The following is an 18,150-nucleotide window of genomic DNA, read 5'->3' as shown; positions in this document are numbered from 1 at the left end:
GCCGGCTCCCCCGGATCAGGCCGGCTGGGGGGGAACGAGCAGCCCTCAGGCGAGCGAGGACAGGGCGGGCACCCTGAGCGCGGCCAGTACCGGCAGATGGTCGGTGGCCGCGCGCAGGTCCTGCTCCGTGACGCCGGGCAGTCCCGACGGGACTCCGCAGCCGAGGACCTCGATGCCTCTGCTCGCGAAGACCGCGTCGATGCGCAGCCGCGGATCGTGGGCCGGGAAGGTGAGCTCGCCACCCCACGGCCGGACGGACCGGCCGTCCTGGAGCCTCCCGGCAAGCAACTGGAAGGCTTTCCCCTCCGGTGCGTCGTTGAGGTCGCCGGCCACGATGACGTGCTCGACCTGCATGGCGTCCAGCCGGTCGAGCAGCAGGTCCGCCTGGACCACGCGCTCCTCGTGGCGCAGGCTCAGATGGCAGCTCAGCAGCCCGATCCGGGTGCCCGCGATCCGTACCACCGCCGTGGCGAAGCCTCTGCGGTGCAGTCCGGGGGTACGCGGCAGCAGCAGGTCCTCCGTGCGTTCCACGGTGGCGCGCAGCGAGCACAGGAGCAGCGGCCCGGCGGCGGTGGCGCCGCCGGAGAGGACCACCAGGTCGGTGTGGGCGGCGAGCCAGGCGGCGCGCTTGCGCCAGCGGAAGAAGCGCGGGGCCTCCTGGATGAAGACCAGATCGGGTGCGCAGGCGCGGATGACGCGGGCCAGCGCCTCACGGTCGTCGCGCATCGACCGGATGTTGTAGCTGAGCACTCTGATGACGGCCGAACCGTCCGGCTCGGTACGGGAGTCGGGCAGCTCTGTCATGACCATACGGCTCACCATACGACGGACGCCCGCCGCTCCCGGTGAGGGCGCGACGGGCGTCCGATGTTGTCCGTGATGTGGTGGGCTCAGCCCTGGCGGGCCAGGTCCGCCGCGCCCACCAGGCCTGCCTTGCCGCCCAGTTGGGCCGCGAGCACCTGGGCGTGCGGCCGCCACTCGCCGCCGATCAGCCAGCGCCGGAACGACTTGCGGATCGGGCCGAGGACGAGTTCGCCCTCGTCCGAGACGCCGCCGCCGACAATGAACGCGGACGGGTCGAAGAGCGAGGCGAGGTCGGCGAGTCCGGCGCCGGCCCAGCGGGCCAGCTCGCGGAACGAGTCGATCGCCACCGGGTCGCCCTGCCGGGCGGCCGCGCTGATGTGCTTGCCCTCGATGCCGTCCACCGTGCCGTCGCCCAGGGCGAGAAGGACCGCGGCGTTCTCCGGGGTGGCGTTGGCACGCTGCTTCGCGTACCGGACGAGCGCGCGCCCGGATGCGTACTGCTCCCAGCAGCCCTGGCTGCCGCAACCGCAGAGCAGCCCGTCCGGGACGACCCGGATGTGGCCGAATTCGGCGGCCACACCGAAGCGTCCGCGGCGCAGTTTGTTGCCGATGATGATGCCGCCGCCGAGGCCGGTGCCGAGCGTGATGCAGATGACGTCGTCGTGGCCCTGGCCTGCGCCGAAGCGGTATTCGCCCCAGGCCGCCGCGTTGGCGTCGTTCTCGACGACGACGGGGAGGCCGACGCGCTGCTCGACCTTGTCCTTCAGCGGCTCGTGCCGCCAGTTGATGTTCGGCGCGAAGAGCACCGTGGCGCGCTTGTCGTCGACATATCCGGCAGCGCCGATGCCGACCGCTTCGACCTCGTGTCCCTCGCTGGCGCCGGACACTGCCGCCGCGATCGCGTCCACGATGCCTTCAGCCGTCGGCGGGGTCGGCACCTTGAACATCGAGAGGATCCGGCCCTCTTCGTCGACCACTCCAGCCGCGATCTTCGTGCCGCCGATATCGACGCCGATGGTGAGTCCCATGAATCCCTCAGTTTCGGTCGAGCCCCGCTATGGCCAACCGTACCCGAGCGCCGCTCCCCGCCCTATCGGTGCCGGTCAGTCCAGGTCGATGTGTTCGCCCGGCCCGCTGTCGTCGTCGCGCGGGTCGGTGGGGTCGCCGGCCTTCTCCGAGGCGCCACCGGGGTCGGTGGCGTCCTGGGTCCAGCGGCGTTCCTGGCCCTCGACGGCGGAGCGGTAGGCGGCGAGGAGTTCGCTGCCGGCCGCGGCGATGTGGTCGAAGACGTCCGGATTGCGTTCGATGACGGGCTCGACGGCGGCCTTCGCCTGCTTGATCACCTGCTGTACGGCGCCCTGGGCGGCGACGCCGAACAGCGGTGAATTGAGGGAGGCGACCTTGTCGGCCACGGCGTCGACCAGCTTGCGCAGCTCCTCGGCCGCGGAACCGGCGGGCGGGCCGTACTCGGCGCGGCGACGGGCCTTCTCGGCTTCCAGGTCCTCGGCGCAGGCCTTGGCCCACGCGTCGTCGTCGACGGGACGATCGGTGGCTTCGCTCATGGCGGACTCCTGCGACGTGGTTGCGGACGTCGGGCGTGCGGGGGTGTGGTCCACCGCCGCATACGGGACGCGTACTACCGACGTTACCCGAACGGTGGTACGCCGTTCAGGAGGTCCGCGGCCACAGTGCGGGGTCCGGCGTGAACCGGACCCGCAGCACCCCGTCCGTCAGTGCGGCGCCGGAGACGGTGCAGCGGCGCAGCCCGGACTCCAGCGGCACGATCCGGTGGAACGGGCCGACGGTCAGGAGCAGTTCGTCGCCGCGCCGGACCAGCTGCAGGTCCTCCTTGACGGCTCCGGGCAGCGGCAGGCACCAGACCAGGACGCCGTCGCCGTCCTCACCGACGGCCGGCCGCGGCGAGACGGTGGCGTCCGGTCTGCCGCGGAGCAGTTCCCGCAGCTCGTCGTGGCCGTCCGGGGCGTTCGGGTCCTCGATCCACCAGGGGTCCTGGGCGCGTCCGTCCGGCCGGTCGTCCAGCTCGACGGCGAGACCGTCCCCCGCGAAGAGCCCGCCACCGGTGCCCGCCGCCTCGAAGGTGGTGCAGGTCGACGAAGTGTCGAGGAGGCTGAGGTCGTCGAGCCCCTGTGGGTCCCGGCCGAGATGGGGCACCTCGCACAGGGACGCGACCGGCACCCACTCCTCGTACCAGTGGTCGATGCACTTCTCCTGCTGGGCGGCGAGATCGGCGAACCAGGGGTCGGAGGAGTGCCTGGGCAGGACCCGGTTGACGGTGAGCGTGTCGACGCGCAGTCCGTGCAGGGCGAGTCCGGTGCGCGCGGTGCGCAGGGCGTCCTCGGCGGCGGGTCCCGGTTCGGCGACGAGGCGGACCGTGGTGCTGCGGTCCTCGACCAGGGCCTGGACGGAGGCCAGCTCGGCGTCCCGGCGGGCGGCGGTCTCGTACAGCCACTGTGCGGGCATCGGGACGCCGGCGAGCTGGGCGAGCATCGGGCGCAGGGCGCGGGCGGCCTGGCGCTCCGGGGGCAGCAGGCGGCGCAGATAGCGGCGCAGCTGTTCGGGCAGGGCGAGCACGGCGAGGGCTTCGCGCAGCGGGGGCAGGTCGACGACGAGGGTGTCGTAGCTGTCGCGCGACCAGTCGCCCCGGGTCGCCCGGCGCAGGGTGTGCAGCAGGGCGAGCTGGGCGCTGCCGGGGAGTTCGGTCAGCTCCTCGCCGTCGAGCCGGTTCCCGCCGAGCAGGTCGAGCACGGAGGACGCCTGGTCCTGGAGGGAGAGAAGTTCGGTACGGAAGTGCTCGCCGGAGTCGATGCGGGCGAACCGGAGTCCCTCGGTGACCTCGGTGGGTTCCGTGCCGGTGGGGAAACCGGGTATGGCGTCGGCGGAAAGCAGCAGCGTGCGGCGGCCGCGGCGGGCTGCGGCCAGTGCGGTCGCCGCCGCGACAGTGGTACGGCCGGCGCCGCCGGGGCCGGTGACGAGGACCGTACGCATCCGGTCAGCCCCGCGGGACGGACTCGACGCGCTTCTTCAGACCGGCCAGCGCGCGGTCGATGATGACCTTCTCCGCCTTGCGCTTGATCATGCCGAGCATCGGGATCTTGACGTCGACGGTCAGCCGGTAGGTAACCTCGGTGCGGCTGCCGTCGCCGAGCGGGGCCAGTGCGTAGGAGCCGTCGATGGCGCGCAGCATCTGGGACTTGACCAGGGTCCAGCTGACCTCGTGGTCGCCGGTCCAGGTGTAGGCGAGCGTGTGGTCGTCCTTGATCGCACCGGCGTCGAGGACCAGCCGGACCTTCTCGGCGCGGCCCTGCTCGTCCTTGGCGAGGACCTCGGCCTCCTTGACCTCACCGGTCCACTCCGGGTACCGGTCGAAGTCGGCGATGACGCCCATGACGTCGGCCGGTGCCGCCTCGATCGTGATGGTCGAGCTGGTGTGTTCAGCCATCGCTGTGGCTCCTCCAGTGCGGTGTACCGGTCGGTCGGCAGATGCCTGCCGCCAGAAGGCTATCGCGTGCGCGGGGCGCATCGTCCCAGGGTCGGGTCCGTGTGGTCACCACTCCAGGGCAAAGGGCCGGCCGGTCGAGGCGAAGTGCCCGACGTTGACGCATTCGGTGGCCCCGATCCGCATCCGGCGTACCAGCGGCTGGTGGACATGGCCGAAGACGGCATAGCGGGGGCGGGTCCGGCGGATCGCGTCGAGGAGCGCCCTGCTGCCGCGCTCGAACCGGCGCGCCACGGTGTCGTAGGTCAGCTCCGGCACGTCGGGCGGGATGTGCGTGCACAGGACGTCCACCTCGCCGACCGCCTCGATCTTGGCGGCGTACTCCTCGTCGCTGACCTCGTACGGGGTGCGCATCGGGGTCCGGAGCCCGCCGCCGACGAAGCCGAAGACACGTCCGCCGATCTCGACGCGCTCGCCGTCCAGGACGGTGGTGCCGGGGCGGGCGTATTCGGGCCAGAGGTCGGGGATGTCGACATTGCCGTACGTGGCGTACGTCGGCGTGGGGAAGACCGCGAACATCTCGGCGTACTGATGGCGCACCGCCCCGACGATGGCTGCGTTGCGGTCCAGGCCCGCCCAGAGCCCGCGGCCGAAGTCACGGGCCTCCTCGTAGCGGCGGGCGGTGCGCAGCTCGACGATCCGGTCGGCGTTCTCCACGCCGAAGAGTTCGGGGAAGATGCCGCGCGAGTGGTCGGCGTAGTCGAGGAAGAGCACCAGGTCACCCAGGCAGACGAGGGCGTCGGCGCCGTCCCCGGCCCGGGCCAGGGCTTCGGTGTTCCCGTGCACGTCGCTGACCACGTGGATCCGCGTACGACGTGCGGTGGCACCCTCGCGGCTGTTCGCTCCAGCTGGCATAACGATCACCCTAGGGCGCCGCTGACGGCCTGGGTAGAGCCCGTCGGACCTGCGGATACTTCGTGCTTGTCATCTGGGTGCACTACTGTGCGCGCGAGGACCACCGATATGTGTGACGCATAAAACATCTGGCCGGAACCCCCTATCCGGAACCGAGTACTGGTGGGTAACGTCCGGGCAGTCCAGTCGTGCTCACCCCACTGAGCACCCTGCCAATCTTGGACCGCAGCCGGTGCGTCACACGGAGCCGTGGCACCGGAGCCCGATGAGGAGCAGCAGTCTTGCGCGAGTTCAGCCTTCCGGCCCTGTACGAGGTCCCCTCGGACGGCAACCTGACGGATCTCATCCGCCGCAATGCCGCTCAGCATCCCGATGTAGCGGTGATGAGCCGCAAAGTGGCGGGCGTGTGGACCGATGTCACCGCCACTCGGTTCCTGGCCGAGGTCAGAGCCGCCGCCAAGGGCCTGATCGCCGCAGGCGTGCAGCCCGGCGACCGGGTCGGTCTGATGTCCCGTACCCGCTTCGAGTGGGTGCAGCTGGACTTCGCGATCTGGAGTGCCGGCGCGGTCACCGTCCCGGTGTACGAGACCAGCTCCGCCGAGCAGGTCCAGTGGATCCTCGGCGACTCCGGCGCGGTCGCGGTGATCGTGGAGAGCGACGGGCATGCCGAGTCCGTCGCCGCCATGCGCGACCGGCTGCCGGAGCTGCGCAACGTATGGCAGATCGACAAGGGCGCGGTCGACGAGCTGACCGCGTCGGGTGCGGAGGTCTCGGACGAGACCGTCGACCTGCGCAGCGCCGGCGCCAAGGCCGACGACCCGGCCACCATCGTCTACACCTCGGGCACCACCGGCCGCCCCAAGGGCTGTGTGCTCACGCACCGCAGCTTCTTCGCCGAGTGCGGCAACGTGGTGGAGCGGCTGAAGCCCCTCTTCCGTACCGGCGAGTGCTCCGTACTGCTCTTCCTGCCCGCGGCCCATGTCTTCGGCCGGCTGGTCGAGGTGGCCGCGGTGATGGCCCCGATCCGGCTCGGCTGCGTACCGGACATCAAGAACCTCACCGATGAGCTGGCCGCGTTCCGGCCGACGCTGATCCTCGGTGTGCCGCGGGTCTTCGAGAAGGTCTACAACTCGGCGCGTGCCAAGGCGCAGGCCGACGGCAAGGGCAAGATCTTCGACAGGGCCGCGAACATCGCGATCGCCTACAGCCGTGCGCTCGGCACCCCTCAGGGTCCGTCCATCGGCCTCAAGTTCAAGCACAAGGTCTTCGACCGGCTGGTCTACAGCAAGCTGCGCGCCGTGCTCGGCGGCCGCGGCGAGTACGCGATCTCGGGCGGTGCGCCGCTGGGCGAGCGGCTCGGGCACTTCTACCGCGGCATCGGCTTCACGGTGCTGGAGGGCTACGGCCTCACGGAGACGTGCGCGGCCACCGCGTTCAACCCGTGGGACCGGCAGAAGATCGGTACGGTCGGCCAGCCGCTGCCCGGCTCGGTCGTCCGGATCGCCGACGACGGCGAGGTGCTGCTGCACGGCGAGCATCTGTTCGCGGGCTACTGGAACAACGAGGCGGCGACGGCCGACGCACTGGCCGACGGCTGGTTCCACACGGGCGACATCGGCACCCTCGACGAGGACGGCTATCTGACGATCACCGGCCGCAAGAAGGAGATCATCGTCACGGCGGGCGGCAAGAACGTCGCCCCCGCAGTGATCGAGGACCGGATCCGCGGGCACGCCCTGGTCGCGGAGTGCATGGTGGTCGGCGACGGGCGGCCGTTCGTCGGTGCGCTGATCACCCTGGACGAGGAGTTCCTGGGCCACTGGGCCGAGGAGCACGGCAAGCCGGCCGGCTCGACGGCGGTGTCGCTGCGCGAGGACCCGGAGCTGCTGGCCGAGGTGCAGCGGGCGGTGGACGACGGCAACGCGGCGGTGTCCAAGGCGGAGTCCGTACGCAAGTTCCGCATCCTGACCTCGCAGTTCACCGAGGAGGCCGGCCACATCACGCCCTCGCTGAAGCTGAAGCGGAATGTGGTGGCGAAGGACTTCGCGGACGAGGTGGAGTCGATCTACCGCGGCTGATCCCGCGGTTGCAGGTGTACGGGGAGGGGCTCGCACGACTGGTCGTGCGAGCCCCTCCCCGTATCTCAGAGCAGCGTCTTGAGGCGCTCCGCGAGCAGGTCCCAGCGCCACTTCTCCTCGACCCAGGCCCGGCCCCGCTCCCCCATCCGCCGGCACAGTTCGGGGTCGCCGAGCAGGGTGGCGATGCGGTCGGCGGTCTCCTCGACGGAGCCGCCCCGCACCACCCAGCCGGTCTCGCCGTCGAGTACGGCGTCGGGGGCGCCGCCCGAGTCGCCCGCCACCACCGGCAGTCCGGTCGCGGACGCCTCCAGGTAGACGATGCCGAGCCCCTCGACGTCGAGGCCGCCGCGACGGGTGCGGCACGGCATGGCGAAGACGTCGCCCGCGCCGAAGTGGGCGGGCAGCTCCTCCCAGGGCACCGGTCCGGTGAACCGCACCGAGTCGGTGACGCCGGTCTCCGCGGCCAGCTTCTCCAGCTCCTTGGCGTACGGTCCGCCGCCGACGATCAGCAGGACGGCGTCCGGCTCCCGCGCCAGGATCGCGGGCATCGCGAGGATCAGGGTGTCCTGGCCCTTGCGGGGCACCAGCCGCGACACACAGACGACGACGGGCCGGTCCGAGAGTCCGAGCCGGGCCCGGATCCGGTCCCCGCCGGAGCCCGGGTGGAAGGTCTTCTCGTCGACGCCGGGCGGCAGTTGGACCATGCGGCCGGCGGCCTCGGGGGTGAGCGCGCCGGCGATCCGGGAGCGGGTGTACTCGCCGAGGTGGGTGATCGTGTCCGTGCCCTCGCCTATCCGGCGCAACAGCTGGCGGGACGCGGGAAGTTGGGCCCAGCCGGCCTCGTGCCCGTGGGTGGTGGCGACCAGTCGCCGGGCACCCGCCCTCCGCAGTGCCGGTGCCATCAGCCCGAGGGGGGCAGCGGCCCCGAACCAGACGGAGGTGCAGTCGTGCTCGCGCAGCAGCCGGACCGCGCGCCGGGTCACCCGCGGGGTCGGCAGCAGCATCGTCGTGGGGTCACGGACGACGGTGAACGGCTGCTCGGCGTCGAAGGCGGCGGTGGCCGCGACGCCCTCGGGGCTCCGCTTCCAGGTGGAGGCGTAGACGACGAGCTGGCCGGGGTCCAGGCGGAGTGCCATATTGTGCAGAAATGCCTGGATACCGCCGGGTCGGGGCGGAAAGTCGTTGGTCACGATCAAGGTCTTGTCCATCGCCGCCGACAGTACCGAACGGCCCGGCTTGATGGCTCGCCCACAGATGCGCCGTGCATCATGGCTCGGAGCCACCGGCGAAGGGGATGGGCGCGAGCATGACAGCAACAGGCGGCACCGGCAGATTTCTCGCACCCGTCGCGGTGTGGGCGCTCACCAGGGCCGCGTTGCTGCTCTGCGTCTTCAAGGTCGTCACGTTGCCGGGCCCCGACGTAACGAGCGACGTCTCGGTGATCTACCACGGCTGGTCCGAGGTGCTGAAGACCGGCACGTATCCGCTGGGCGATGTCACCTGGCAGTACCCGCCCGTCGCGGCTCTCGCCATCCTGTCCCCCGCACTGCTGCCGTTCCTGGACTACGCGTCGGCCTTCTTCGTCCTCGCCTGCCTCTGCGACGCGCTGGTGCTCGGCCTGCTGCTGTACGCGGGCCGCGGTACCGGCAGGCGGACTGCGGGCGGCTGGGTGTGGGTGGCGGGGGTGCCCCTGCTCGGCACGACCGCGTACGCGCGGTACGACGTGATGGTGACGGCGGTGGCGGTCGCGGCGCTGCTGGCGGGGGTACGGCATCCGCGGGTGCTGGGGGCGCTGGCCGCCTTCGGCGCGCTGCTGAAGGTGTGGCCGGTGCTGCTGCTGGCCGGGACCGCGCGCGGGGAGTCGACCCGCCGCTCATGGACGGCGGCGGTGGTGACGGCGGCCGGGCTGCTGGTGGTGTGCACGGCCGCGTTGCCGGGAGCGCTGGCCTTTCTCGGGTTCCAGCGCGACCGCGGCACCGAGGTCGAGTCGCTGGGGGCGCTGGTCTTCCATGTGGCGCGGCAGTTCGGCTGGCAGGGCCGGGTGGAGCTGAACTACGGGTCGCTGGAGTTCCTGGGGCCGCATGTGCAGCTGGTGAGCACGCTGGCGCTGGGGCTGAGCCTCGTCGCGTTCGGCTGGCTGGTGGTGTGGCGGCTGCTGGCCCGTGACTTCCGGGTGAGCACGCCGGCCGACGCGGCGTTCACGGCGGTGCTGCTGTTCACGACCACGAGCCGGGTGATCAGCCCCCAGTACATGCTGTGGCTGGTCGGTCTAGCGGCGGTCTGTCTGGCCTTCCGGCCCAGCCGGATGGGGCTGCCGGCCGTTCTGGTGCTGGTCGCGACGGGCGTCACCCAGCTGGAGTTCCCGCTCGGGTTCATCCACGTGGTGACCAGCGACGCGCAGGGCGTGACGCTGATGTTCGTACGCAACGGTCTGCTCGTCGCGGCGACCCTGGTCGCGTCCCGGCGGCTGTGGAAGGAGACGGTGCCCGCGCCGGTCCGCCGGGACCGGCACCGGCTGCCGGTCCAGTCGTCCGGTCCGGCGGGGCAGGTCAGCCGAGACGGGACCGCAGATACTCCCGCCAGCGCGCCGTGAAATCCTGCGGGGTCGTGCCGAGCACGTCCTGCATCGCCTGCTCCACCGCTCCGTCCCGTCCTGAGTGCCCCCCGACGGCCCGGTAGAAGGCGAAGAGCTTCTTCTCGCCCCAGTGGTCGGCGATGAGTGCGCAAGCCAGCCAGCCGCCCTCGTACGCCCTCGCGAGGCGCCCGGAGTCTCCCGCGAACCCGAACTCCTCGTCGGTGGGCAGTTCGGCGGGCAGCTCACCGCGCCGGACCGCATCGGCCAGTTCGGGCGCGGCCTGCTCGGCTGTCCGGTGCTCGGCGCGGTAGGCCGCCCAGTCGGCGAAGCCCTCGGAGAGCCAGGTCGGGGTGGACGCGGAGGTGCGGGCGCGGGTGGCGACATGGGCGGTCTCGTGGGTGAGGACGATCCGCTGCCCGAACGTGCCGAGCGTCGCGTACGCCTGAGGGTTGACGATCACCCGGTCCGCGGGCGCCCGGCCACCGGTCTCACCGGTCGTGACGGCCGCTATGCCCCGATAGTTCGCCGCCGGTGACCCCAGCAGCCCGGCCATGTCGTCGGTCGTCTCCGGTACGAGGACCACCACACGGCCGGCCCAGCGCTCCGGCCAGGCGGCTGAGACGGCGGGCACCGCACGGTCCGTGGTGTCCGCGATCGCGCGGAGCTCCGTCGTCGTCCGCCCCACACCGAGGACGAGACTTCGCCTGCCCCGTACGACCTGGACGTCGCCCTGCTGCCACAGCTGCCGGTCGCCGTCCCGGCCGGCCCGGTCCGCGGTGATGTACCAGCGGCCGTCCGCCGGGTCCCGCTCCAGGTCGAGCACCCGGTCCGCGGTGACCGGAGCGCTGTCGTAGCCCGCGATCCGGTAGCGCAACTCGACGTCGGCGGTGGCCCGGTCGGCTCCGTGCCTGCGCACGTCCGTCACCTTGTACGCCCATGAGCTCAGCGGCACGTCGGCGAGATGGGCCAGCTCGCGGCGCTGGGCTGCCCGCAGCGCGGTGGCCCCGGGAGCGAGTGCGGCGAGGAAGCCGTCCGGGTCGTGGTCCAGGACAGCGGCGGCGCGGCGGTCCAGGGTGGCGCTGACGGCCCGGACGGTGGGGTCGGGGGTGGCGGGGGCAGGGGCCGTGCAGGCGGACGCGAGCAGCAGCCCGGCGAGCGCCGCTCCCGCCGCGCGCCTCCGTCCGTCATGTCCCCGCCCTGCGGTGCACCCCTGATCAGCCACGTGACCGAGGGTACGGGTCAGACGCGGGTCAGACGCGGGTCACCGAGGAGACCGGCATCATGCCGACCGGGTCGTAGCGGACCGGAGCGCCCGGGTACGGGGCGTGGATCACCTGCCCGTTGCCCACGTACATCCCGATGTGGCTGGCGTCCGAGCGGTAGGCGACCAGATCGCCGGGGCGGGCCTGGGAGAGCGGCACCATGTGGCCGGCGTACCGCTGCGCCTGCGAGGTGCGCGGCAGGCTGACACCGGCCTGGGCGTACGCCCACTGCATCAGCCCGGAGCAGTCGAATCCGACGGGTCCGTTGGCGCCCCAGATGTACGGGAGTCCGACGGCCCGGCGGACGGCCATGACGGCGGCCGCCGCCCGGGACGAGCCGGCCGGCAGATCGGCCAGGGCGGAGAACGAGGCGTCGCGGCCTGAGCGTGAGGCGCGGTCGAAGGCCGCCCGGTCCGCGGCGGGCAGCGCGGCCAGCAGCTGCCGGGCCTGCCGGAGCTTGCCCTCGACGGTCCGCTTGTGCCGGATGGCGGCCGCCTTGTTGCGCTCCAGGCCGGCGAGCGAGCGGGCGGCCTCCGCACGGACCTGCGCGAGGCCGCGCCGAGCGTGCTGGAGTTCGTGCAGGGCGGTGGCCTGACGGGCGTTCAGCCGGTCCAGGGTGGCTGCCCGGTCGAGGTAGCTGTCCGGATCGGCGGAGAGCAGCAGGGCGAGCGAGGGGTCGATGCCACCGGAGCGGTACTGCGCGGCGGCGGCCGAACCGAGCGCCATGCGCATCCGGTTGATCCGTTCCTGACCACGGGCCGCCCGTTCCTGGACCCGGTTCAGCTCGCCGCGCAGCCGGTCGGCGTTCTCCCCCGCCTTGTTGTACTGCTCGGTGGCGTGCTCGGCCTCGCTGTACAGCCGGTCGATCTCGGCCCCGGCGGTCCGGGGCGTGTCCTTCGGGTCGGCGTGCGCGGCTGCCGCCCCGAGCGTGGCGGCGGCGGTCGCCGCGGCCGCGGACAGGACTGTGACCCGGACACTCCGGTTGACGCCGGGCTGTGTGGAACGGCGATGGGACACCACAGGACGCCGCACTCCCTTCCGCTGTACGCAGACGTACGCGGCTCCCTGCCGCCCGGGACGGGCGGACCGACGGACAGGAGCCGCACAGCAGGCAGACAGTAGTCGGGCGACTACGGAGCGCACGAACGGTCATGCCGGGTGGATGCGGGTCGCGAACGACGGCGCCCCGCCGGTGACCTGTGGTCTCCGGCGGGGCGGACTGTCTGTGCGGGGCGCGGTAATTCGCCCGTTCGGGCGTCGTCAGATGCGCACGCCGACCTGGAAGCTGCCGATGGTGTTCATCGATTCGTAGCGGACCACGGCGCCCGGCTTCGGGGCGTGCAGAACGGTGTTGTTGCCCGCGTACAGAGCCACGTGCGACGTGTTGTTGAAGAAGACGAGGTCGCCCGGCTTGAGGGCGCTGCGGCCTATCTGCGTGCCTTCGTTGATCTGGGTGTACGTGGTGCGGGTGATGGAGGCACCGGCCTGGGCGTAGGCCCACTGGGTCAGGCCCGAGCAGTCGTAGGAGTTGGGGCCGGTGCCGCCGGAGACGTACGGCTTGCCGAGCTGGGTGGCGCCGGCCCTCAGGGCGGCGGCGCCGAGGGCGGAGGCGGGGGCCTCGTTGCCCAGATCGACCCGGTCGCCGGCGGCGCGGCTGGCGCGCTGGTCCTCCTCGGCCATCTTGGCGCGCTCGGCGGCGGTCAGGGTGTTGAGCAGGCGCTGCGCCTCGGCGAGCTTGCCCTGGAACTTCTTCTTGTTCTCGCCGAGCGTCTTGCGGACGTCCGCGAGGTCGCCCAGCTTGTCCTGGGCCTCCTTGCGCTGCTGCGCGAGGGCCCGCTGCTTCTCCTGGATCTTCTCCAGCGACTCGGTCTGCTTGGCCGTCAACTGGTCGAGGGCCGAGGCCTCGTCGAGGAAGGTGTCCGGGTCCGAGGCGAGGAAGAGCTGCACGGACGGGTCGATGCCGCCGGAGCGGTACTGCGCGGCGGCGAGCGAACCGAGGCCGCTGCGGAGCGTGTTGAGCTCCTCCTGACCGCGGGCCACCTTGTCCTGCAGCGCGCCGACCTGCTTCTCGAGCTTCTGCTGCTGCTCCTTGGCCCCGTTGTACTTCTCGGTGGCCTTCTCCGCCTCGTGGTAGAGCTTGTCGACCTTCGCCTTGACCTCACTCTTGGTCGGCTTGGGGTCGGCATGTGCGGCCTGGGAGGTCAGGGCCACGGCCGCGGCGGCGGTCGCGGTGAGCACGGTCACACGGGCGCGGCTCGGCTGCTTGGGACGACGGTGGGACGCCACGAAGGCGAGCTCCTTCTTCCTCGAGCCGCCTACCGGGCTGTGGGGGGAACTGAATCCCCGGCTCCGTGCACGTCACGGACTCGGCGGTTCCTTCGCTGCCACCCCGAATGGGTGATCAACCGAGCGAAGGTTCGAAGCCTGACCCTAGTGACCATCTTGTGATCAGTTCAAATCCTCACAAGAAAAATCTCGCCACAGCAGCCACTTCTTTACGCTCATCACACAGGGCGTAGCGGCGACTTGACGGTACGTTCCCTGATTTCCGACAAGTCGCCACAAGGCGCGTCAGACGCGTGAAAGCCGCTTAAGGAGCAAGACGGACGCAACGGGCCTGGCCCCTGCCTTCGCCACGCCGTCCGCCACTTCACGGTCGGTGGAGACCACCACGACGGGCCTGCCCGGCGGTTCGGCGCGGGCGAGCTGGCGGATGAGCTCGTCGGCGGTCACGCCCGGCTTGCTGAACAGCACGCGCACCCCGCGCGGCGGTGCGAGCAGTACCGGAGCGGCCAGTTCGGCCCCGTCGAAGACACAGGTCATCTCGGCGCCGGACTGCGCGGCGAGCACCGCGAGACCGCCCAGCAGCCGCAACCGCTGCTTCTCCAGCGGCAGCTGCGGATAGCCGGTCTTGGTGACGTTGTAGCCGTCCACGATCAGATGCGCCTGCGGCAGCGCGAGCAACTGGTCGAGCAGGGCCGGATCGGTCTCCGAAAGAGCCCTGGCTGCAATGTCCTTGGGCGACATCGCGCCGGGCTCGACCGCGTCGACACCGTCCGCGGGGCGGATCGAGGAGGGTGGCAGGGCCAGTTCGCGGCGCAGCCCGCGTGCCGCGTCGAGCACCGTGTCGAGGAGCAGCCGCAGCCGCATGTCCTCGACCGAACGCCCCTCCCTGGAGGCTCTGCGGCTCGCCTCGACGGACGCCTCCGCCTCACCGAGCCGGGCCCGCACCCGCCGGGCCTCGCTCTCGGCCGCGGAGATCTGGGCGGCCGCCTCGGCCCGCAGGGTGTCGGCCTCGGCCTTGCCGCGGCGCACCGCGGCCTCGCCGCGCTTGACCTCGTTGAGGGCGGAGCGGAGTTTGCGCTGCAGCGAATCGGCTTCCTTGCGGGCCGCGTCGAGTTCGGCGCGGAGCCGTTCGGTCTCGCTCTTCGTCTGGGTCCGGGCCTGGGCGAGCTCCTCGCGCAGCCGTTCCAGCTCGCGCCGGCTCTCCTCGTCGGCCCGCTCGGCGTCGGCGCGCTGGACCTCCTCGCCGGCGGCGGCGACCAGTTTCACCCAGCCGACCGGGCGCAGCACATAGGCGGCCGCGGCCACATCGACGGGATCGGCGGCGGCCGGCGGCGACCCCGCCTCCACGGCAGCGGCCAGCTCCGGCTGGGACTCCCGGAGCCGTTCGCCGATGCGCTGACGGAACAGGGTGTCGTTCTCCAGGGCGGCCGCCATCGCATTCCCGGCGAACTTGGCGCGCCGGGTCGGGGTGAAGCGGGCGTACTGCCTGAGCTGGGCCGGGAGTTCGGTGACCGTCAGGCCGCCGAACGCGTCGGAGACCAGCGCGACGACCCGCCGCCGTACGCCTTCGGGCAGCGGGCGGTCGAGCGCCTCGACGGCGTCGCCGGCTCCATCGGCCGGCTCGGCGCCGCTATCGGGCTGCTCCACGATCCGTCACCCCAAAATGTCTGTCCGCACGGCCCCGTCAGGAGTCGGCACCCGGCCTGTCGACGAGTTCGATCTGGTCCACCGCGTTGCACCAGCGGCAGCGGACCGACTCGATGGTCTCACTGACCACCTCGCGTTCCTCGACCGTCGACTCACCGGCCAGGTCGAGATGGACGTATTCGACGACCTTGGAGGTGCGGGTCACGTCGAAGCGGGTGAGATTTCCGCAGAGCGTGCAGCGCCAGCGGGTCCCGTCGGTCGGCTGGGGAACCGTCGTCATCGTTGCGTCCTCTTTCGTCGAGCGTGGTGCTGCTGTCTGCACAGGATCTCGCGGTGCGCCGTCGAACTGCGGATGTCCTGCTGTAACCCTACGGCCTTGCACATACCCATAGACACGGCGAGGCGGTCTGTCCCGTTCCGTCACCTTGCGTCATGCTCTGTTCATGATCGATCGGCGGGCAGCGAGAGGCGGAGTGACCGGCAGGCTCCTGCGCGCCGCCACCGCGGCCGGTGCGCAGGTGACGTATGCCCTCATCGCCCTGTGCTGCGCCGTCTTCCTGATCAGCCCGCTCTCCGGCTTCAACCGCACATACGGCACCGCCGACACCCTGCTCGCCGCCCAGGCCGGGTACTTCGAGCGCTGGGGGGTGATCCCGAGCGAGCTGTGGGCGGGCTCCGCGCAGGCCCTGCTCACCCCTCTGACCGCACTGTTCGTGCACGGCAGCTGGCTGCATCTGCTCGGCAACATGCTCTTCCTGTACGTGTTCGGGGCCATGGTCGAGGAGCGGATGGGCCGTGCCGAATTCACCTTCTTCTACCTCGGCTGCGGCTATCTCGCACTGCTGGCCTACGCGGCGGCCCACGCGAGCTCCGACCAGACCCTCGTCGGCGCGTCAGGGGCGATCTCCGCGGTGCTCGGGGCGTTCCTCTACCTGTTCCCCAGGGCGCGGGTGACCAGCCTCTTCCCGTTCCTGCTCTTCCTCCCGCTGCGCTTTCCCGCCTGGATCGTGCTGATCTTCTGGTTCGTGCTGCAGTGGATGGCGGCGCAGGGCGCGGGCAGCGGTCCCGGGGTGGCGTATCTCGCCCATGTGGTCGGCTTCGTCTGCGGCTTCGCCTACGCCTGGGGACGCTACGGCCGTAGGGCTAGAGTGAAGGCTCCAGCCACGGCCACCGAGGGAGAAAGCCAGCCGTGATCACCGCGATCGTGCTCATCAAAACCAGCGTGGACCGGATTCCGGAGATCGCCGAGGCCATCGCCGCGCTGGACAATGTCAGCGAGGTCTTCTCGGTCACCGGTACGTACGACCTGATCGCCATGGTCCGAGTGGCCAGGCACGACGACCTCGCGGACGTCATCCCCGGCCGGATCAGCAAGATCCCGGGTGTCGAGGGCACCGACACACATGTCGCGTTCCGTACGTACTCGCAGCACGACCTGGAGGCGGCCTTCGCCATCGGTCTCGACGCGTAGGTTCGCGTCATGCTCCGGCCGGGGACGGGCAGTGCTGCCCGTCCCCGGCCGAAGTGTGACGGGCCCGTCAGACCTGCGCCGCGCCCCGGTCCGGGACACAGCGGCCGTCCTCGGTGCGGTACGTCCACTGGGCGCCCTTGCTCACCAGTTCCTTGACCGCGCGGACGAAACGCTCGATGTGCTCGTCCGGCGTACCGGCGCCGAAACTGACCCGGATCGCGTTGAGCGACCGCTCGCCCGGCTCGGCCTCCGGCGCACCGCACTCGCCCGGGTCCTGCGGGTCGCTGCCCAGCAGGGTGCGGACCAGCGGGTGGGCGCAGAACAGTCCGTCGCGCACCCCGATGCCGTACTCGGCGGAGAGCGCCGCGGCGAAGTGCGAGCTGTTCCAGCCCTCCACCACGAAGGAGATGACGCCGACCCGCGGGGCGTCGTCGCCGAACAGCGACAGCACCTTGACCTGGGGGACCTCTTCGAGGCCTTCGCGGACCCGGGTGACGAGCTGCTGCTCACGGGCGACGAGCCGGTCGAAACCGGCCTCGGTGAGGGCCTTGCAGGCGGAGGCGATGGAGTAGACACCGATGACGTTGGGCGAACCGGCCTCGTGCCGGGCGGCGGTCGAGTGCCACTCCACGTCCACACCGCCGTCGGTGCGCCGGGCGACCTTCCGCGAGGCACCGCCGCCGGCCAGGTACGGCTCGGCGTCCTGCAGCCAGTCGGCGCGGCCCGCGAGGACACCGGAGCCGAACGGCGCGTACAGCTTGTGTCCGGAGAAGGCGACCCAGTCGACGTCGAGCTCCTCGATGTCCACCGGGTGGTGCGGGGCGAGCTGCGCGGCGTCGAGCACGATCCGGGCGCCGTGCGCGTGGGCGGCGGCGGCCAACTCCTTCACCGGCCACAGCTCACCGGTGACGTTGGAGGCGCCGGTGACGCAGACCAGCGCCGGACCGGTGGGGCCTCCCCTGCTCGAACGGAGTTGAGAGCTCGGGGAAGGGTCGCGGTCGGCGAGCGCCCGCTCCAGTGTCTCGACGGCCTGGGCCGGGGTGCGCGGGGCGTTGAGGTAGGTGACGCGGGCGTCGCGCCAGGGCAGCAGCGAGGCATGGTGCTCGGTCTCGAACACGAAGACCTGGCAGTCGGCGGGGATCACCGCGGCCAGCAGGTTCAGCGAGTCCGTCGTCGACCGGGTGAAGATCACCTGGTCCTCGGCGCGGCAGCCGAGGAACTCCGCGACGGTCTTGCGGCTGTTCTCGAAGAGGTCCGTGGAGAGCTGCGAGAGGTAGCCGGCACCGCGGTGGACGCTGCCGTAGTACGGGGCGTACGCGGCGACGTCGTCCCACACGCGCTGCAGGGCCGGGGCGCTGGCCGCGTAGTCGAGGGCGGCGTACGTGACTTCACCACCGGTCACCAGAGGAACGGTCACATCTCGTCCCAGAACGGGCAGCGGGGTACAAACGGACTGGTCGGCGGCAGCGGTGAAGACAGACATGGCGAACTCCCGTAAGAGGCAGGCGAATTCACTGCGCCGGCGGAAAACGCTGCAGCGCAGGAAGAAGAAAAGGGTGTGCGGAGAAGGGCCTTGGGCCCTATCGCATTCGCTTGCTCACAAGAGGCTCCTTGAGGACCAGGACCCCAGGGATGTGACATTCACAGATGTCGAG

The 18,150-nt window shown here is 71.4% G+C and carries 17 protein-coding genes; 4 read left to right on the top strand and 13 right to left on the bottom strand.

All coding sequences use genetic code 11. The features are described from left to right. Positions 1–45: 45 nt before the first annotated feature. The 6 genes from OG972_RS29610 to OG972_RS29585 all read right to left on the bottom strand — a co-directional run bounded on the left by OG972_RS29610 (position 46) and on the right by OG972_RS29585 (position 5,176). Positions 46–810 carry an endonuclease/exonuclease/phosphatase family protein gene (locus tag OG972_RS29610; protein ID WP_266986572.1) on the bottom strand — a complete coding sequence of 255 codons (765 nt, stop codon included), beginning with the start codon at positions 808–810 and terminating at the stop codon, positions 46–48. Between the two features lie 80 nt (positions 811–890). Beyond that, a complete protein-coding gene (locus tag OG972_RS29605) occupies positions 891–1,832 on the bottom strand; it encodes an ROK family glucokinase (RefSeq protein WP_037696990.1) in 942 nt (313 codons plus the stop codon). A 75-nt stretch (positions 1,833–1,907) separates the two neighbouring features. Next, entirely contained in the window at positions 1,908–2,366 is a 459-nt protein-coding gene (locus tag OG972_RS29600; RefSeq protein WP_266986569.1) for a DUF5304 domain-containing protein, read from the bottom strand. Positions 2,367–2,472: 106 nt separating this feature from the next. Beyond that, positions 2,473–3,810, bottom strand: a complete 1,338-nt coding sequence (locus OG972_RS29595; protein WP_266986567.1) for an ArsA family ATPase — start codon at positions 3,808–3,810, stop codon at positions 2,473–2,475. 4 nt (positions 3,811–3,814) lie between these two features. Continuing rightward, positions 3,815–4,264, bottom strand: coding sequence for an SRPBCC family protein (locus OG972_RS29590; RefSeq protein WP_266986565.1), 450 nt, complete (start codon positions 4,262–4,264; stop codon positions 3,815–3,817). A 105-nt stretch (positions 4,265–4,369) separates the two neighbouring features. Then, positions 4,370–5,176, bottom strand: coding sequence for a metallophosphoesterase (locus OG972_RS29585; protein WP_266986564.1), 807 nt, complete (start codon positions 5,174–5,176; stop codon positions 4,370–4,372). Between the two features lie 281 nt (positions 5,177–5,457). On the opposite strand from OG972_RS29585, the gene OG972_RS29580 reads away from it, so the two are divergent. Beyond that, a complete protein-coding gene (locus OG972_RS29580; RefSeq protein ID WP_266986562.1) occupies positions 5,458–7,254 on the top strand; it encodes a long-chain fatty acid--CoA ligase in 1,797 nt (598 codons plus the stop codon). 65 nt (positions 7,255–7,319) lie between these two features. Here OG972_RS29580 and OG972_RS29575 read toward each other — a convergent pair whose 3' ends face one another. Further along, entirely contained in the window at positions 7,320–8,462 is a 1,143-nt protein-coding gene (locus OG972_RS29575) for a glycosyltransferase family 4 protein (RefSeq protein ID WP_266986560.1), read from the bottom strand. A 98-nt stretch (positions 8,463–8,560) separates the two neighbouring features. On the opposite strand from OG972_RS29575, the gene OG972_RS29570 reads away from it, so the two are divergent. Next, positions 8,561–9,847, top strand: coding sequence for a glycosyltransferase family 87 protein (locus OG972_RS29570; RefSeq protein WP_266986558.1), 1,287 nt, complete (start codon positions 8,561–8,563; stop codon positions 9,845–9,847). On the opposite strand, the gene OG972_RS29565 is transcribed toward OG972_RS29570, so the two are convergent. From OG972_RS29565 to OG972_RS29545, 5 genes are all read right to left on the bottom strand, one after another. Then, positions 9,804–11,051, bottom strand: a complete 1,248-nt coding sequence (locus tag OG972_RS29565; protein WP_266986556.1) for a hypothetical protein — start codon at positions 11,049–11,051, stop codon at positions 9,804–9,806. The two genes, OG972_RS29570 and OG972_RS29565, sit on opposite strands and share 44 nt — an antisense overlap. Before the next feature lie 28 nt (positions 11,052–11,079). Next, complete coding sequence (locus OG972_RS29560; RefSeq protein WP_266986554.1) at positions 11,080–12,111, bottom strand: NlpC/P60 family protein; 1,032 nt, start codon at positions 12,109–12,111, stop codon at positions 11,080–11,082. 240 nt (positions 12,112–12,351) lie between these two features. Then, on the bottom strand, positions 12,352–13,377 hold the full coding sequence (locus OG972_RS29555) for an NlpC/P60 family protein (RefSeq protein WP_266986552.1): 1,026 nt from the start codon (positions 13,375–13,377) through the stop codon (positions 12,352–12,354). Positions 13,378–13,662: 285 nt separating this feature from the next. Then, positions 13,663–15,024, bottom strand: coding sequence for an NYN domain-containing protein (locus tag OG972_RS29550; protein ID WP_266986550.1), 1,362 nt, complete (start codon positions 15,022–15,024; stop codon positions 13,663–13,665). A gap of 37 nt (positions 15,025–15,061) precedes the next feature. Continuing rightward, positions 15,062–15,304: a hypothetical protein gene (locus tag OG972_RS29545; protein ID WP_266986548.1), complete on the bottom strand. Its 243-nt coding sequence runs from the start codon at positions 15,302–15,304 to the stop codon at positions 15,062–15,064. A gap of 163 nt (positions 15,305–15,467) precedes the next feature. Between OG972_RS29545 and OG972_RS29540 the strand changes: the two genes are divergently transcribed. Together OG972_RS29540 and OG972_RS29535 are read left to right on the top strand one after the other, a co-directional pair. Further along, positions 15,468–16,217: a rhomboid family intramembrane serine protease gene (locus OG972_RS29540; protein WP_266986546.1), complete on the top strand. Its 750-nt coding sequence runs from the start codon at positions 15,468–15,470 to the stop codon at positions 16,215–16,217. Then, positions 16,214–16,495, top strand: a complete 282-nt coding sequence (locus OG972_RS29535) for an Lrp/AsnC family transcriptional regulator (RefSeq protein WP_037694047.1) — start codon at positions 16,214–16,216, stop codon at positions 16,493–16,495. Before OG972_RS29540 ends, OG972_RS29535 begins: the two co-directional genes overlap by 4 nt. Positions 16,496–16,562: 67 nt before the next feature. Here the strand turns inward: OG972_RS29535 and OG972_RS29530 are convergent, their stop codons facing one another. Then, positions 16,563–17,978 carry an aminotransferase class V-fold PLP-dependent enzyme gene (locus OG972_RS29530; RefSeq protein WP_266986543.1) on the bottom strand — a complete coding sequence of 472 codons (1,416 nt, stop codon included), beginning with the start codon at positions 17,976–17,978 and terminating at the stop codon, positions 16,563–16,565. Positions 17,979–18,150 lie beyond the last annotated feature (172 nt).

Origin of the sequence: Streptomyces sp. NBC_01669, from assembly GCF_026339735.1 — a bacterium.
Lineage (GTDB): Bacteria > Actinomycetota > Actinomycetes > Streptomycetales > Streptomycetaceae > Streptomyces > Streptomyces yanii.
Note: the sequence above shows the minus strand (reverse complement) of the source record. Positions and strands in the feature narration are given on the sequence as shown.

Coding starts and splice junctions, on each gene's coding strand:
- OG972_RS29610 (WP_266986572.1), bottom strand. CDS start 810: ATGGTCATGACAGAGCTGCCCGACTCCCGTACCGAGCCGGACGGTTCG.
- OG972_RS29605 (WP_037696990.1), bottom strand. CDS start 1,832: ATGGGACTCACCATCGGCGTCGATATCGGCGGCACGAAGATCGCGGCT.
- OG972_RS29600 (WP_266986569.1), bottom strand. CDS start 2,366: ATGAGCGAAGCCACCGATCGTCCCGTCGACGACGACGCGTGGGCCAAG.
- OG972_RS29595 (WP_266986567.1), bottom strand. CDS start 3,810: ATGCGTACGGTCCTCGTCACCGGCCCCGGCGGCGCCGGCCGTACCACT.
- OG972_RS29590 (WP_266986565.1), bottom strand. CDS start 4,264: ATGGCTGAACACACCAGCTCGACCATCACGATCGAGGCGGCACCGGCC.
- OG972_RS29585 (WP_266986564.1), bottom strand. CDS start 5,176: ATGCCAGCTGGAGCGAACAGCCGCGAGGGTGCCACCGCACGTCGTACG.
- OG972_RS29575 (WP_266986560.1), bottom strand. CDS start 8,462: ATGGACAAGACCTTGATCGTGACCAACGACTTTCCGCCCCGACCCGGC.
- OG972_RS29570 (WP_266986558.1), top strand. CDS start 8,561: ATGACAGCAACAGGCGGCACCGGCAGATTTCTCGCACCCGTCGCGGTG.
- OG972_RS29545 (WP_266986548.1), bottom strand. CDS start 15,304: ATGACGACGGTTCCCCAGCCGACCGACGGGACCCGCTGGCGCTGCACG.
- OG972_RS29540 (WP_266986546.1), top strand. CDS start 15,468: ATGATCGATCGGCGGGCAGCGAGAGGCGGAGTGACCGGCAGGCTCCTG.
- OG972_RS29530 (WP_266986543.1), bottom strand. CDS start 17,978: ATGTCTGTCTTCACCGCTGCCGCCGACCAGTCCGTTTGTACCCCGCTG.